Here is a 13,303-nt window from a genome sequence, read left to right as displayed (position 1 = left end):
CATTGGATTTTCGAGGGATTTGATGGCCAAGGCGAACATGGCGGACGTCACCGAGACGAACGAGGCGGGTGACGCGCCGCTGATCGATCTCAACGAGGGCTCGATCAAGAAGCTCATCGCGCGGGCCAAGAAGCGCGGCTACATCACCGTCGACCAGCTCAACGAAATGCTCCCGCAGGACCAGATGTCCTCGGAGCAGATCGAGGACATCATGTCCGCGATCAACGACATGGGCATCAACGTGGTCGAGTCGGAAGATGCCGGCGAGGACGCCGAGCCCGAGGACGAGGTCGAGGAAGTCGATGCGTCCGATTCGGGCGACGACTCGGCCCCTGCGTTCGAGACCAAGAAGAAGGAAACGGTCGACCGCACCGACGATCCGGTGCGCATGTACCTGCGCGAGATGGGCGCCGTCGAGCTGCTCAGCCGCGAGGGCGAGATCGCGATCGCCAAGCGCATCGAGGCCGGCCGCGACACGATGATCCTCGGCCTCTGCGAGTCCCCGATCACCTTCAACGCGATCATCGGCTGGTCGAACGCGCTCAACGAAGGCACGATGCAGCTGCGCGAGATCCTCGATCTCGACGCGATGCTCTCCAAGGGTCCCTCGGCCGAGCAGGTCGAGGGCGCCGAGGACGATGACTCGGGCGAGATCAGCGAGAAGACCGCCGGCGCGACCTTCAAGGAAGAGGAAGAGCCCGAGGAAGTCGCCGAGGACGAGGACGAGGATTCGATGACCGAGCGCCGGGCTCCCCGGATCTCGGACGACGAAGAGGAAGACAACACCCTCAGCCTCGCCCAGATGGAGGAGACGCTCAAGCCGCAGGCGCTCGAGAAGTTCGCCAACATCACTTCGGCCTACAAGAAGTTCGCCAAGGTCCAGCAGCAGCGCCTCGACGCGATGGCGTCGGGCGGCGAGCTGCCCGCGGCCGAGGAGAAGAAGTACCAGAAGCTGCGCGAGGAGCTCACCGCCGAGGTCGAGTCCGTCCAGTTCCACCAGGCGAAGATCGAGTATCTCGTCGACCAGCTCTATGCCTTCAACCGGCGCCTCACCGCGCTGGGCGGCCAGATGCTGCGCCTCGCCGAGCGCCACAAGGTCTCGCGCAAGGATTTCCTCGATCGCTATGTGAACCATGAGCTCGACGAGCAGTGGCTCCAGTCGGTCCAGGGCCTCGACAAGAAGTGGAAGGCCTTCGCCGAGAACGAGGGCGCCGCGGTCGACCGCATCCGCACCGAGATCGCCGAGATCGCCCAGCAGACCGGCATGGCGCTCACCGAGTTCCGCCGCATCGTCAACATGGTGCAGAAGGGCGAGCGCGAGGCGCGCATCGCGAAGAAGGAGATGGTCGAGGCCAACCTCCGCCTCGTGATCTCGATCGCCAAGAAATACACCAACCGCGGTCTGCAATTTCTTGATCTAATTCAAGAAGGTAACATCGGCTTGATGAAAGCCGTAGATAAATTTGAATACCGCCGCGGGTACAAGTTCTCGACCTATGCCACCTGGTGGATCCGCCAGGCGATCACGCGCTCGATCGCCGACCAGGCACGCACGATCCGCATCCCGGTGCACATGATCGAGACGATCAACAAGCTGGTCCGCACCAGCCGCCAGTTCCTCCACGAGCAGGGCCGCGAGCCCACGCCCGAGGAAATGGCCGAGCGCCTCTCCATGCCGCTCGAGAAGGTGCGCAAGGTGATGAAGATCGCCAAGGAGCCGATCAGCCTCGAAACGCCGATCGGCGACGAGGAGGACAGCCACCTGGGCGACTTCATCGAGGACAAGAACGCCGTCATCCCCGTCGACGCCGCGATCCAGGCGAACCTCAAGGAAACGGTCACCCGCGTCCTCGCCAGCCTCACCCCGCGCGAGGAGCGCGTGCTGCGCATGCGCTTCGGCATCGGCATGAACACCGACCACACGCTCGAGGAAGTCGGCCAGCAATTCTCGGTCACCCGCGAACGCATCCGCCAGATCGAGGCCAAGGCGCTCCGCAAGCTCAAGCACCCGAGCCGCAGCCGCAAGATGCGCAGCTTCCTCGACCAGTAAGCGCGCTCCCCGCGGGGAACGCCCCGCCAAAACCATAGTGCGAGACACCAAGGGCCGGGGCGATCCCCCGGCCCTTTGCTTGCGGCCGCACGCACGCCCGGGAAACCCGGAGGCCCGAGAACGTTATGCCCGCGAAACCAGACAGGAACGCAGCATGACTCACCAGCCGCCGGTCCCCGAGGGCAACACCTCGCCCTACCCGATCCACCCCGACCCGATCCCCGAGGAGGTCAAGCAGCGCCACGCCGAGGAGGCGCGCGCGGCGGAGGAGCAGAAGGCACGCGAGGAAGCCGAGGCGCAGCAGCGCAGCGCGCGCACCAGGCTGCTCGGCGCCGGCGCCGCGCTCGCCGCCGGCGCGGCCGCAGTGTCCGGCCTGCTCTTCGCGCGCCGCCGTTCGGGCAAGCAGGACGCGGGCGCCTCCGCGAAGCCGAAGGCGACGGCGGCGAAGCCCAAGCCGGCAGCCAAGCCCAAGCCCGCGGCCAAGCCGAAGGCGACAACCAAGCCCAGGACCTCAGCCGCGCCCAAGGCCGCTCCGGCCAAATCCGCACCGGCAAAGCCCGCAGCAGCCAAGCCGGACACGCCCGCCAAGCCCAGGCCCAGCGGCGGCGACGACAAGGCCAAGCAGGGCGCCGCGGACCGCGGCCGGGTCGCCGCGAACCAACCCTATGAAGTCAGCTACTTCGCCCGCAAGCACGGCCTCACCGCCGACGAAGCGCGCGCGATCATCCAGGAGGCAGGCCCCGACCGCAAAGCCGCCAACGCGCTGGCGGAGAAGCGCAAGGAGAAGTGAGGGTGAGCCGGGGCTGAGTCGGGCGGCGCTGCCGGGAGCGCCCGCTTCGCGCCCTGATTTCGGACGTTCAGCACGTCGCGTGGTACCGAAAGCGGCCATTTGGTCCGCCGACAGCGAACGACAGCCAGGGGCGGTTTGCGGAGCGTCCGCCTAAAGGCTGGCTTCCAACTGCTGCGACAACCACATACGGAATGCACCTACTTCCGGCCTCCGCGCGGTTCGTGCGGTGGAGATCATGAAGTAGGTCGCACCTTGCAGTGACTCGCGGATCGGGCGTGTCAACAGTCCGGCGCGAAGTGCATCGCTCACAAGAAGGTGGCTGACAATCGCGACGCCATGGCCGGCGAGCGTCGCCTGGATCGCAAGGGCGACATCGGTAAACCGCAGTCCGCCGCTCACATCCAGGTCGGCTGGCCCGAAGCGAGAGCGCCATAGTGTCCAATCGGCTGGCGGCGCAGGCATCGTCTGACCTTCGACATGGATCAATGCCGCATGCTTCAGATCCGCCACCGTGCCGATCGGACTATTTGCGTGCGCAACGACCACGAACTCGTCCACCAGCAGCGGTGTCGCCTCAAGTCCGGGATACGGCCCATGGCCATAGCGGATCGCGAGATCGACATCGCCCGCGTTCAGATCGATGGCGGCATTGCTCGCGTGCAGCCGCACGTCGAGGCCGGGCAGCGCGCGGTGCAGGCTCGCCAGTCGGGGAACCAGCCACGCCGACAGGAAGGCCGACGTCGCTGATACGGTCAGGACGCGAGGATCTCCCGATTTTCGTACCGCCGCCACGCCGGACCGGATCGCGCCAAAGGCCAAGGTAGTCGCTTCGTGGAGCGTCCGCCCCTCGGGCGTGGGCCGCACCTGCCGCGGCGTACGCTCCAGCAGCCGGACGCCCAATTGCTCCTCCAGATTTCGAACGAGGTGGCTGACCGCGGTCGAGGTCACAGCGAGTTCCGACGCCGCAGCCTTGAAACTGCCCAGGCGCGCCACGGCATCGAAGGCCCGTAGCGCATTGAGCGATGGCAGCGGTCCGGGCAGCATGTTGAGATTACCTCAGGATGCGATGAGATCTCATCGGTTTATTGGACTTCATTCGCGCTCCATAGTCCATGCATATTATCTCATCCAGAATATGGAGCATGGCCGTGCGTGAATTGAAGTTCGGATTTGTCGATGTGTTCGCCGAACATGCGCTCCAGGGCAATCCGCTCGCAGTGGTCGAGGGTGGTGAGGACCTGTCCGACGAAACGCTGCGAGCGATCGCCCGTGAGTTCAATCAATCCGAGACGACCTTCCTCCAGTCACCCACGCTGTCAGCGGACTGGCGGCTACGGTCCTTTACGGCGAGCGGCGTCGAGGTGGGCGGCGCTGGACACAATGCGCTGGGCGCTTGGCTGTGGCTTGGATACCAGGGCAAGCTGGGCAATCTGGAGGAACCCCGCGAATTCACCCAGGAACTGCGCAACGTCGTGCTTCCGGTGCGGATCGAGCAGCGGGATGATCTGCTGCACGGGACGATGACGCATTCGGCACTGCAGATAAGCGATTTTGAACCCGACCTTGCGTTGCTTGCAGCCGCGTTGGGCTTGCGATCAGAGGACATCGAGACCCATCCGATGCCGCGGGTGGCGTGGACGGGTGCCGGGCACTTGCTGGTGCGCGTTCGCGATGCGGCGGCGGTCGACCGGGCGGCTCCAACCGCCGAGGCGCTGCTGGCGGCATTGGGCGCCGAGGAGGATCGTGGCTGCTATATTTATGCGCTGGACGAAGGAATCGAAGCGCGTGCCTATGCCAGGTTCTTCAACCCCTCCGTCGGTCTGCACGAAGACCCGGCGACCGGCAGCGCGGCTGGCCCGCTGGGGGGATATCTGAGTCACTCCGGCCTGCTGGAACGCGAACAGGTGCTGACAATCGAACAGGGCACTAAAATGGGGCGGCGCAGCTTGCTGGAAGTACGGGCAGGAGAGAACATCACGCTGAGCGGCGCCGGCGTCGTCGTTCTGGAGGGCAACTTGCGCATCACGTGAGGGCAAACTCTCTCCACGCGCGATATCCGCAGAGGGGGCGCAACTGCCTATTCGCCGGGCCGCCTAGCGCCCTCATGTCGGTCTTCCCGAGCGCGCCAGTCACTCCGATACCTGCCGTTTGTTCGTCACCAGGGAAATTGCTGGCTCACCGAAGACTTGGCTGACAATTCAGTGGCCGCCTCGTTCCGGGAGGGTCGAGCAGCAACCAGACCATCCCTTTTGACTTCATCGATCCTGCCGTGCTCCCCAAAACTCCTCCAGTCATAACTGGAGTCTGGGGTTATTATCGTGCCCTTGCGGGCGGGGCTGCACAACCCGCCTGGCAGCATCGGCGGGCGTCAGCCCTACCGCTATGCGGCCGTACATGGTTGTGATCGGCGCGCCATGCCCGCAGCACCGACAACTCATGGCTCAGTTATCGCCGGCAACGGTTTCGTCGAAGGTGTGTGCCTCGCTAGTCCCAACCTCGCCGCGTGTCGGTCCGGCGGCAGATCGGACAAGCGATCGGAGATGTGGGTCGGTCCTCGCGACGCGCTTTCAGCCTCTCCTCCTGCGTGAGCACATCCTGTTCGAACCGATGCCCGCAGTTCAGGCATCTGAGACGAACCCGCTCAGTCATGTGCGATCCCAGCCCTTTGGAGCATGTCGTTCCACATCAAGGAAGCGGCTTCCCGCCAGCTCATCTTCCGACGCTCGTCCGAGCCGAAGCCGAAGGATTGCGCCTTCAGGAACAGTTCGAACTCGTCGTGTTCTATCGAAAGCCAACCGTTGGCCGTATTAGAAGCCGCATTCTCCTCGAACGACCAGTAGATATCGCCCACCCCGGAGCGACTGTTGGTTTGGCGATGGACCGTCAGGTGCGCCGTACCGCGGCTCAAGGCGCGGTTGACGATTGTGCACCCGAACGCAGTGGGTGAGATGTCGACCACGCGTGCTCGGAAATCGTCGAGGGAGTCGAGTTCCGACGAAGCCTCCTTGAAATATCCCTTGATCTCTTCAAAGGCCCGATCTCGGAACTCGCTTCTGTCGATGTCGTCGAAGTCGCGTTTCGCGCGATATCGGCTGGCGCTCGCGGGTGGCCGAGAGACCGAGGCGGACGCGGCATCCCTGGCGTGTGCCGCCGAACCGACTTGGCGATCCTCTTGGATCGCCCGCCTGATCTCCTGGACGACGTTCAGCCATGCACTATTCGCATTGATCCACTCGGCGACAGGCTTGCCGTCGCGCGGAAGTACCTTGATGGCGCGTAGCGGCGTTGACTGCCAGTCGCAGGGTTCGACGATAATGCCGATGACGCGGGCCTCGCCAGCCTTTTGCCTCTCCAGCGCCCGGGCCATTTCCCGCTCGACACAGTAGTCGGAGTTAAGAAAGTCGGGCGTGATGATCAGCAGGAAGAGGGAGCTGGACTCCAGCCTATCGGCGATCCGGCCGTCCAAATCGTCGCCCGCGAGAATGTCGCGGTCGAACCACTCGCGGATCAGACCGTCACGCCGCAGGACCGCGAGATGCACGTGAAGGCGCTCCAGCGCCGAGGTATCGTGGTGCGAGTACGAAATGAAGGCGTCCAAAGCGGCCTCTTTGCTAGCTACATTCCCGGATCATACCGGGAACAATCGAGACTCGCAATCGTGCTCCGAACTCGGAGAATGGCTCTGCCTTCGCGCTGAGCGGAATGCTAAATGGGCCTTTGCGGATACGCTGAGGGGAGAACGCATGCTTCAAGCGTCTGAATTTTCCGTCGGCTTTGTGGCCGACGCCCAGCCGCTAAGCTTGATGCTGCCGCGCGGAAAATACGAACAGCCTCTCCTGATTGTCCGGCGGGAGGAGGAGGCAATCGCGGTATTTATTGGCACCGAGCATCGCTTCCACGCCATGCCGTGCGCCGGTAACACGCACTGGAAGGGGGTGATTGTCCCGAACGTTGCCATCGAAATGGACCAGGCCAGCATGTTCAATCCTGAAGAAGGCAATCTATCTGAAGGATGCCTTGTTCGGCGCGATACCCGGCTTGTGTTGGCCGCCCTGAAGCAGGAGCGTTTTTCCTATGGTGGCTACGACTGGCTCACCGTCGTTGACGGCTTGAGCAGCTGCGCCGAAGGAATGGAGGTCGCATTTCGCGCATGGTCGGTGACCCTGGGCCTTGGACGCGACAAACAGACTCTGTTCAAGATCGCGCTTCCCACAGCATAGCTGGCTGGCGAGCATGATCATCGGTTTCGAGTGCTATATCGTTGCGCCCCAAAGCCGTGAGGCAGCTCATGGCCCCATCCCAGGCCGTCCCTGATCGAACGGACAGATCGTCCCTTTCGCACTACCTCAGCCCGAAAGCTGCTTGGCCACAATCGGCCCAGTAGCAGCCCCCCACGGAGGGCCATCTCGCCGGGCGGCCCTTTTCCGCTGGAACCGCACCCGAGCCGCCGCCGCGGGATGCGCAGCTTCCTCGACCAGTAAATCGCTCGACGAACAGAAAAGATAACGGGTCCGCCCCGCCGGACCGGCCCTTTTTTTCTTGGCGGCGAAGGACGGGTTTCGCGCTTGCCGCCAAAATATGCGCCATAACTGGACGGCGCGCGCCAAAGCTCAAATTGACGGACTCCCGGCAAGGCGTCAGCTTCGCGCTCCACTTTCGTGGATTAGGGGGAAATACATGCGAGTTATGTTGATCGCGGCCGCCATTTCGGCGGCCCCTTGTGCTGCCATGGCCCAGACCGCCGGCGCCGCCGCCGACGCCGCGCCCGCCGCGGCTGCGACCGTCGAGGCCGCGCCTGCCGCTTCGGCCGCGCCCGCCGCGCTGGTCGCGCAGCCGAGCAATAGCGGCAACGTGCTGCCCGCGAACACCAAGGTGTTCATGACGCTCGACGAGGAGCTCAGCTCGAAGCGCGTCGAGAAGGGCCAGACCTTCCGCCTGACGCTGTCGGGCGACGTGATGCAGGGCAATTACGTCGTCATCCCGCGCGGCACGCCGGCGTTCGGCGAAGTGACCTGGAAGACCGGCCGCGCGATGTTCGGCAAGTCGGGCAAGATGACGATCGAGCTGCGCTACGTCGAGCTCAACGGGCAGAAGATCCCGCTCACCGGCGAATATCGCCAGGAAGGCGAAGGCAATACGCTGGCCGCGGTCGGCGCGGTGGTGCTCTCGGCGCCGCTGATGTTCGTCACCGGCAAGAGCGCGCGCATCCCCAAGGGCCGCGAGCTGACCGGCTATACGCGCGAAAGCCTGCCCTTCACCATGCCCGCCGGAACCCAGTAAGCCGAGGGCAACGCAAGGGCCGTCCCGCGCGGGGCGGCCCTTTTGCCTCGGCCGATCAGAAGCTCACCCGCGCGCCCAGCCGCAGCGTGCGCGGCTCGACCACGCGGCTCAGCCGGCCCTCGACCGGCGCGGCGTCGAAGCCGGGGACGTAGGACGAATACCAATAGGCGATGTCCTTGTCGCCGCTGTCCAGCAGGTTGAGCGCCTCGGCATAGAGCTGGAGCCGGCCCAGCCGCCGCGCGGCGCGCAGGTTGACGACGTTGCTGCCGCGGTCGCGCTGCGCATTGTCCTCGACCAGCGGATAGGGGCCCAGGTGGCGCAGCCGCACGCTCGCCTCCCACTCGCCCAGCACCAGCGACGCGCCGGCCGATGCGGCATTCTCGAACGCATTGGGGATGAAGTCGCCATTGTCGTAGCGCGCGTGGCTGGCGGTGTAGTTGGCGTCGAGCGCGAGCCATGGCGCGGGCCGCCAGAAGGCGACGAGCTCGTAGCCGTGCCGCCGGCTCGCGCTGGTCGGCTCGACCGCGTTCGAATCGCCGACGAACTTGAGCTCGCTGCCGAGGCGCAGCCACCAATAGGTCGCGGTGAAGGAGAAGCTGCCCGACTGCACCCGCGCGCCCAGCTCCTTGCCCGTGCCCGGCACCAGCACCGGCACCGGCGTGGCGGTCACGGCGCCGCGCACGTCGTTCGAGTGGAAGCCGCGCCCCCAGCTCGCATAGAGCTCCAGCCCCGCGCCGACGCGATAGGCGAGCTGCGCGCGCGGCGAGAGGATCGCGTCGCTCCCCGATCCCTCGCCCAGCGCCGCCGCCTCGGCATCGAGCGCGCGCGCGGTGAAGCGGTAATAGTCCCCGCGCAGCCCGCCGATCAGCCGCAGCCCGGCCAGCGGCTCCAGCGTCGCGGTGCCGTAGAGCGCCGCCGACGCCTCGCGCACGCGGTACAGCCCCAGCGAGCGCACGAAACGCCGCGCGACGCTGTGCTGCACCCCCACCCGGCCGATGTCGTCGTAGCGGTTCTCGGTTCCGACCGTCAGCTCGGCGCCCTCGCCCAGCTGCCAGCGCTTCTCCGCGGTGAGCCCATAGACGCGCCGCCGGTCGATCTGGTGGATCTGCGCGCTCGCCCCGTCCTCGGTGAAATATTCGGGGTTGGAGAACATGTTCCAGTCATAGACCTGCGCATAGCCATTGGCCCGCCAGCCGCTGCCCGAGAGCTGGGCGTCGACCACCAGCCGCGTCGTCTCGCCGGTCGCGGTCGGATCGGGGGAGCAGAAGACCGTGGCGCACAGCGCCGATCCGATGATCCGCTCGGGGATCTGCTCGGTCGGCCGCCAGGTGCCGCGATAGAGATGCGCGGAGAGATCGAGCTGCCCCAGGCCGGTCGCGCGCGCATATTTGACGAATCCGGCATAGTGGCGGAGCGCCTCGGGCTGCTGCCACGGGCCGTCATAGCTGCGGAACTCGCCGACGAGCGTCAGCGCGCCCCCGCCCCGGTCCTCCACCGTGCCCCCCGCCGCCAGCCGCCGGCTGCCGCGCGATCCGATCTCGGCCGAGACCCAGGGCCGCTCGAAGCGCGCGATCGTGGTCATGTAGGCCGCGCCCGCCAGCGCGAAGTCTCCCCCGTCGGCGCGATAGGGGCCTTTGCGGAAATCCTCGCGCTCGACGATCTCGGGGATCAGCCCGTTGAGGTCGAGATAGCCCTGGCCGTGCCCGTGGGTGCGCAGGTTCATCTGCACGCCGTCGATATAGGTGGTGAAGTCCGAGCCGTGATCGAGGTTGAACCCGCGCAGGAAATATTGGTTGGCCTTGCCGCTCCCCGAATGCTGCGCGGCGACCATGCCGGGCACGGCCTCGAGCAGCTCGGCGGTGCGCAGCAGCGGCCGCACGAGCAGGTCCGATCCGCCGACGCTCCCCTCGCTCGCCGCCTGCGCGACGCCGATCTTGCGCTCGCCGCGGCCGAAGACGACAATCTCGGGGCCGTCCGGCCCCTCGGCGGAGGGCGCATCCGCGGCCGGGGCCTCGGCGTCGGACACGGGACCGGCACGCCCGTCCTCGGCGCGCGCAGTGCCGGCATGGAGCAGAAGGACGGCGGCGGCCCAGAGCGGGCGGCGGGAACGACGGCGCACGAAATTCCCCCGGAGGAACGGTCAGCCTCGCCGCTTGCCCCACGCCGCCTCCGCCGCGAACCAATGTCTCGCGCTAAGCTTATGCCGGCTTGGGCCGATCCGAGCCCCGGCTACATCGCCGCCGCGAATTCCGCTAAGCTCCCCGCCGAGCAGCAGGAGGAAGACTGGCGTGCCCGATAGGCGAACTTGGCTGCTCGCAGCGCTCGCCGTGCCGCTCGGCACAGCCGGTGCCATGCCCTCGGACAATCCCCGTGCGACTGCGCTCGATCGCGCCGTAGACGCCGCGGTCGGCGCCGAGTTCACCGGCAAATGCCATGTCGGCCTGTCGATCGCGGTGGTGCGCGGCGCCGACACGCGCTTCTACGACTATGGCACCGCGTCGCGCACCGGCGCGCGGCTGCCGCGCCCGACCGACATCTATGAGATCGCCTCGGTCACCAAGAGCTTCACCGGCGCGCTCGCGGCAAAGGCGCTGGTCGAGCGCAGGATGACGCTCGACGGCGATTTCCGCCGGCTGCTCCCCGGCGCCTATCCCAATTTGGCGTGGCAGGGCCGGCCGATCACGCTCCGCACGCTCGCCGCGCATCGCTCCGGCCTGCCGCGCGACATCCCCGACTCCGACGCGGTCTTCGCGCGCGCCGACTATTCGACGATCGCCCGCGACCTGATCGCGCTCGAACGCGGATACGGCCGCAGACGCTATCTCGCCGAGCTCCACGACCTCCGCCTGCGCACCGCGCCGGGGGAGGGTTTCGCCTATTCCAACATCGGCATGAAGCTGATCGGCTTCGGGCTGGAGACCGCCTATGGCACGCCGTTCGACCGGCTGCTCGACCGCGCGATCCTGCGGCCGCTCGGCATGAAGGACACCGGCTTCGCAGTGCCGCCCGCCAGCGCCGCGCGGCGCATGATTCCCTATGGCCGCGACGGCACGGTGCAGCCCTATCATCTCGCCAATGCCGGCGCGGCCTATGGGCTCTATTCGACCGCCGCCGACATGGCCAACTATGTCCGCTGGCACCTCGACGAGCGCGACCCGGTGGTGCGGCAGGCGCATGCCCGGCTCTACGGCAGCGATTCCGACGGCCAGGCGCTGATCTGGAACCTCGGCCGCGACGGCGGCGAGCGCCTGCTGTGGCACGGCGGCGGCACCTTCGGCATGTCGAGCCAGGTCGTGCTCTATCCCCATGCCCGCGAAGGCTATGCGCTGCTCGCCAACGACAGCTGCGCGGGCACCGAAGCGGCGCTCAAGCAGATCGCGCTGGACGTCCATTCCGGGCGATCGGCAGATGCCCTCGGGAAGGCAATCGAGGCTAGGATGTCTAGACGGCCGGCTTCGCCACCGTTACTTCGAATGGATAGGCCGGCAACCGTACGCTGATGGTCGACTGCCCGGTAATGATCCGCAGCGGCCCCTGCGCCATTGCCGCCGTGCAGCCGACGGTGGCGCCCGCGGCGACCCCCTGGAACAGAGTGACGGGAAGCGTGTAGGCTATCTGGACGGCCTCGGGGCTGGAATCCGCTTTGAACGTGAAGCTGCCGTTCACAACGGCTGTCTTTGAACCGCAGGTAATCGTCATGGCCTCTACGGTCGTATAGACCCCAACAACTGCGCGGTCCCGCGCGACGATCATATAGTTTGCCTGTCCGGGAATCGATTGCGCACCGACCGGTAGGGTCAACGGAGTCAGTGATCCGTTTACCAATGGCCTGAACTCCGAGCGTCCGTCGGCCACCGTGAACGTGGGCGGCGGCGTGAGGACGAGATCTATAGGCGCGGCGCCGCCGGGCAACACGATCCGTGAGACGAGCGCGGGTGTGATCGCAATCTCGCCGTTCGTTGACTCCGCCGGCGGAGTGACTCGGAAGACGAAGCGACAGACTGTCCGATCTTCCGTGGTGACGCTCTCCGTGCTCACGAGATTGTAAGCCGGCTGATTGTTGGAAACGGCCGGCGCTCGGTGAGTCCAATAAGCCTGACAAAAGGCTGGCGGGATGTGGCGGATATCAATGGTGTAATTGAACGCTTCGCCATCAGTCCGCACGGGATTGCCGCTTCCCTTGTCGAACTCAGCACGCTTTTCGAGCTCCCCAGCGATCCACGAGGGCGGCTTGAGGTTGATCCGTGGTGTCGAGTCCCACACCGCGACGGAAAAGTTCTGGAATCTGCTCTTTACGCCAATCGTACCATTAACTTCGGCGTCTCCGCCCACCTTCAGGAAAGGGAGTGACAGGCCGAATCCTCCGTTGCCAGAGAGCATCGAATTCTGGGTGAGGCCACTTGCCCGGTAAACGGCCAGCCCGCTGACTGCATCTTCCACCCACAGCGTGTTCGCATTGCTCGCACTGACCAGTTCAGGGCGATTCTTGTACCAGTCCCATATCGAGAGAAGCACTGTGAAGCGCGACAACGGCAATTTGTCGAATATCGCGTCGCCCAGCCCCATTGCCGCCGCGAGCGGGGAATTCATCTTGCCTGCATAAAGGAAGGCGGTTTCAGATCTCTCGTCGCTACGACTTGCTTCGAGCGCGGCGTTGATGCCGATGAAATCGATCTTGAGGCTGGAGTCGAGCCGGCCAGACATTAGCGTTGCACAATTGTGCGCCCGCGACGCCTGCGCCAGATCGCGCGACATGAGCGGCGGCCCATCTGAGCCCCAAGGGAACGGGATGCTGCCTGTCTCGGTCATGGGCCCGTTGGGCGCGCTCTGATAAACTTTGCTGAAAAGGGCATTCAGTGAAAAGGTGGGATAGATTTTGACTTGGCTGCCCCACACGGCGGGTGGAACAGCTCCCCATTGAGTGAAGACGTCGCCAGGAATCGCGCTCCTGCCGTTCTTCACCTTGAAGCGTCCGCCCGCGCACGTGGTTCCGAGGGAGCGGAACTGATTCTCCATCCACCCACTCAATTTCCACGTCTCGAAGGTCGGCGCGACAGGCGCCGTCTGAGCCTGCGCCAGCGCGGGAAAAAATGTGCAGAGCGCGACTGTGTACAGCAGTGACTTTCTCATGATGATGATCTCCCCCAAAAAGCTGTCGTTACGCACGAAACGAGCTATGGCGC

10 protein-coding genes are annotated in these 13,303 nt (G+C 65.6%); 6 read left to right on the top strand and 4 right to left on the bottom strand.

All coding sequences use genetic code 11. The features are described 5' to 3' along the window. The first annotated feature begins 22 nt into the window (after positions 1 to 22). Together rpoD and J7500_RS08535 are read left to right on the top strand one after the other, a co-directional pair. Positions 23 to 2,050: an RNA polymerase sigma factor RpoD gene (rpoD, locus tag J7500_RS08540; RefSeq protein ID WP_294061287.1), complete on the top strand. Its 2,028-nt coding sequence runs from the start codon at positions 23 to 25 to the stop codon at positions 2,048 to 2,050. 154 nt (positions 2,051 to 2,204) lie between these two features. Further along, positions 2,205 to 2,840 (top strand): DUF3606 domain-containing protein, encoded by a 636-nt coding sequence (locus J7500_RS08535; protein ID WP_294061286.1) that lies wholly within the window; start codon positions 2,205 to 2,207, stop codon positions 2,838 to 2,840. 150 nt (positions 2,841 to 2,990) lie between these two features. Here the strand turns inward: J7500_RS08535 and J7500_RS08530 are convergent, their stop codons facing one another. Next, complete coding sequence (locus J7500_RS08530) at positions 2,991 to 3,884, bottom strand: LysR substrate-binding domain-containing protein (RefSeq protein ID WP_294061285.1); 894 nt, start codon at positions 3,882 to 3,884, stop codon at positions 2,991 to 2,993. A gap of 98 nt (positions 3,885 to 3,982) precedes the next feature. On the opposite strand from J7500_RS08530, the gene J7500_RS08525 reads away from it, so the two are divergent. Continuing rightward, on the top strand, positions 3,983 to 4,870 hold the full coding sequence (locus J7500_RS08525; RefSeq protein ID WP_294061284.1) for a PhzF family phenazine biosynthesis protein: 888 nt from the start codon (positions 3,983 to 3,985) through the stop codon (positions 4,868 to 4,870). 611 nt (positions 4,871 to 5,481) lie between these two features. On the opposite strand, the gene J7500_RS08520 is transcribed toward J7500_RS08525, so the two are convergent. Continuing rightward, entirely contained in the window at positions 5,482 to 6,438 is a 957-nt protein-coding gene (locus J7500_RS08520) for a toll/interleukin-1 receptor domain-containing protein (RefSeq protein ID WP_294061283.1), read from the bottom strand. 145 nt (positions 6,439 to 6,583) lie between these two features. Between J7500_RS08520 and J7500_RS08515 the strand changes: the two genes are divergently transcribed. Together J7500_RS08515 and J7500_RS08510 are read left to right on the top strand one after the other, a co-directional pair. After that, positions 6,584 to 7,060: a hypothetical protein gene (locus J7500_RS08515; RefSeq protein WP_294061282.1), complete on the top strand. Its 477-nt coding sequence runs from the start codon at positions 6,584 to 6,586 to the stop codon at positions 7,058 to 7,060. A 457-nt stretch (positions 7,061 to 7,517) separates the two neighbouring features. After that, positions 7,518 to 8,120, top strand: a complete 603-nt coding sequence (locus J7500_RS08510) for a hypothetical protein (protein WP_294061281.1) — start codon at positions 7,518 to 7,520, stop codon at positions 8,118 to 8,120. 55 nt (positions 8,121 to 8,175) lie between these two features. Here J7500_RS08510 and J7500_RS08505 read toward each other — a convergent pair whose 3' ends face one another. Next, the gene (locus J7500_RS08505) at positions 8,176 to 10,146 is read right to left on the bottom strand and encodes a TonB-dependent receptor (protein WP_294062143.1); all 1,971 of its coding nucleotides are present in this window, start codon (positions 10,144 to 10,146) and stop codon (positions 8,176 to 8,178) included. 262 nt (positions 10,147 to 10,408) lie between these two features. Here J7500_RS08505 and J7500_RS08500 point away from each other — a divergent pair, with 262 nt between their 5' ends. Continuing rightward, positions 10,409 to 11,620, top strand: a complete 1,212-nt coding sequence (locus J7500_RS08500) for a serine hydrolase (RefSeq protein WP_294061280.1) — start codon at positions 10,409 to 10,411, stop codon at positions 11,618 to 11,620. Here the strand turns inward: J7500_RS08500 and J7500_RS08495 are convergent. Then, positions 11,562 to 13,286 (bottom strand): hypothetical protein, encoded by a 1,725-nt coding sequence (locus tag J7500_RS08495; RefSeq protein WP_294061279.1) that lies wholly within the window; start codon positions 13,284 to 13,286, stop codon positions 11,562 to 11,564. The genes J7500_RS08500 and J7500_RS08495 overlap by 59 nt on opposite strands. Between the last annotated feature and the right edge of the window lie 17 nt (positions 13,287 to 13,303).

The organism is Sphingomonas sp., assembly GCF_017744835.1.
In the GTDB taxonomy this organism is placed as follows: domain Bacteria; phylum Pseudomonadota; class Alphaproteobacteria; order Sphingomonadales; family Sphingomonadaceae; genus Sphingomonas.
The sequence above is the reverse complement of the archived record's forward strand: the minus strand, read 5'-3'. Positions and strand labels throughout refer to the sequence as shown.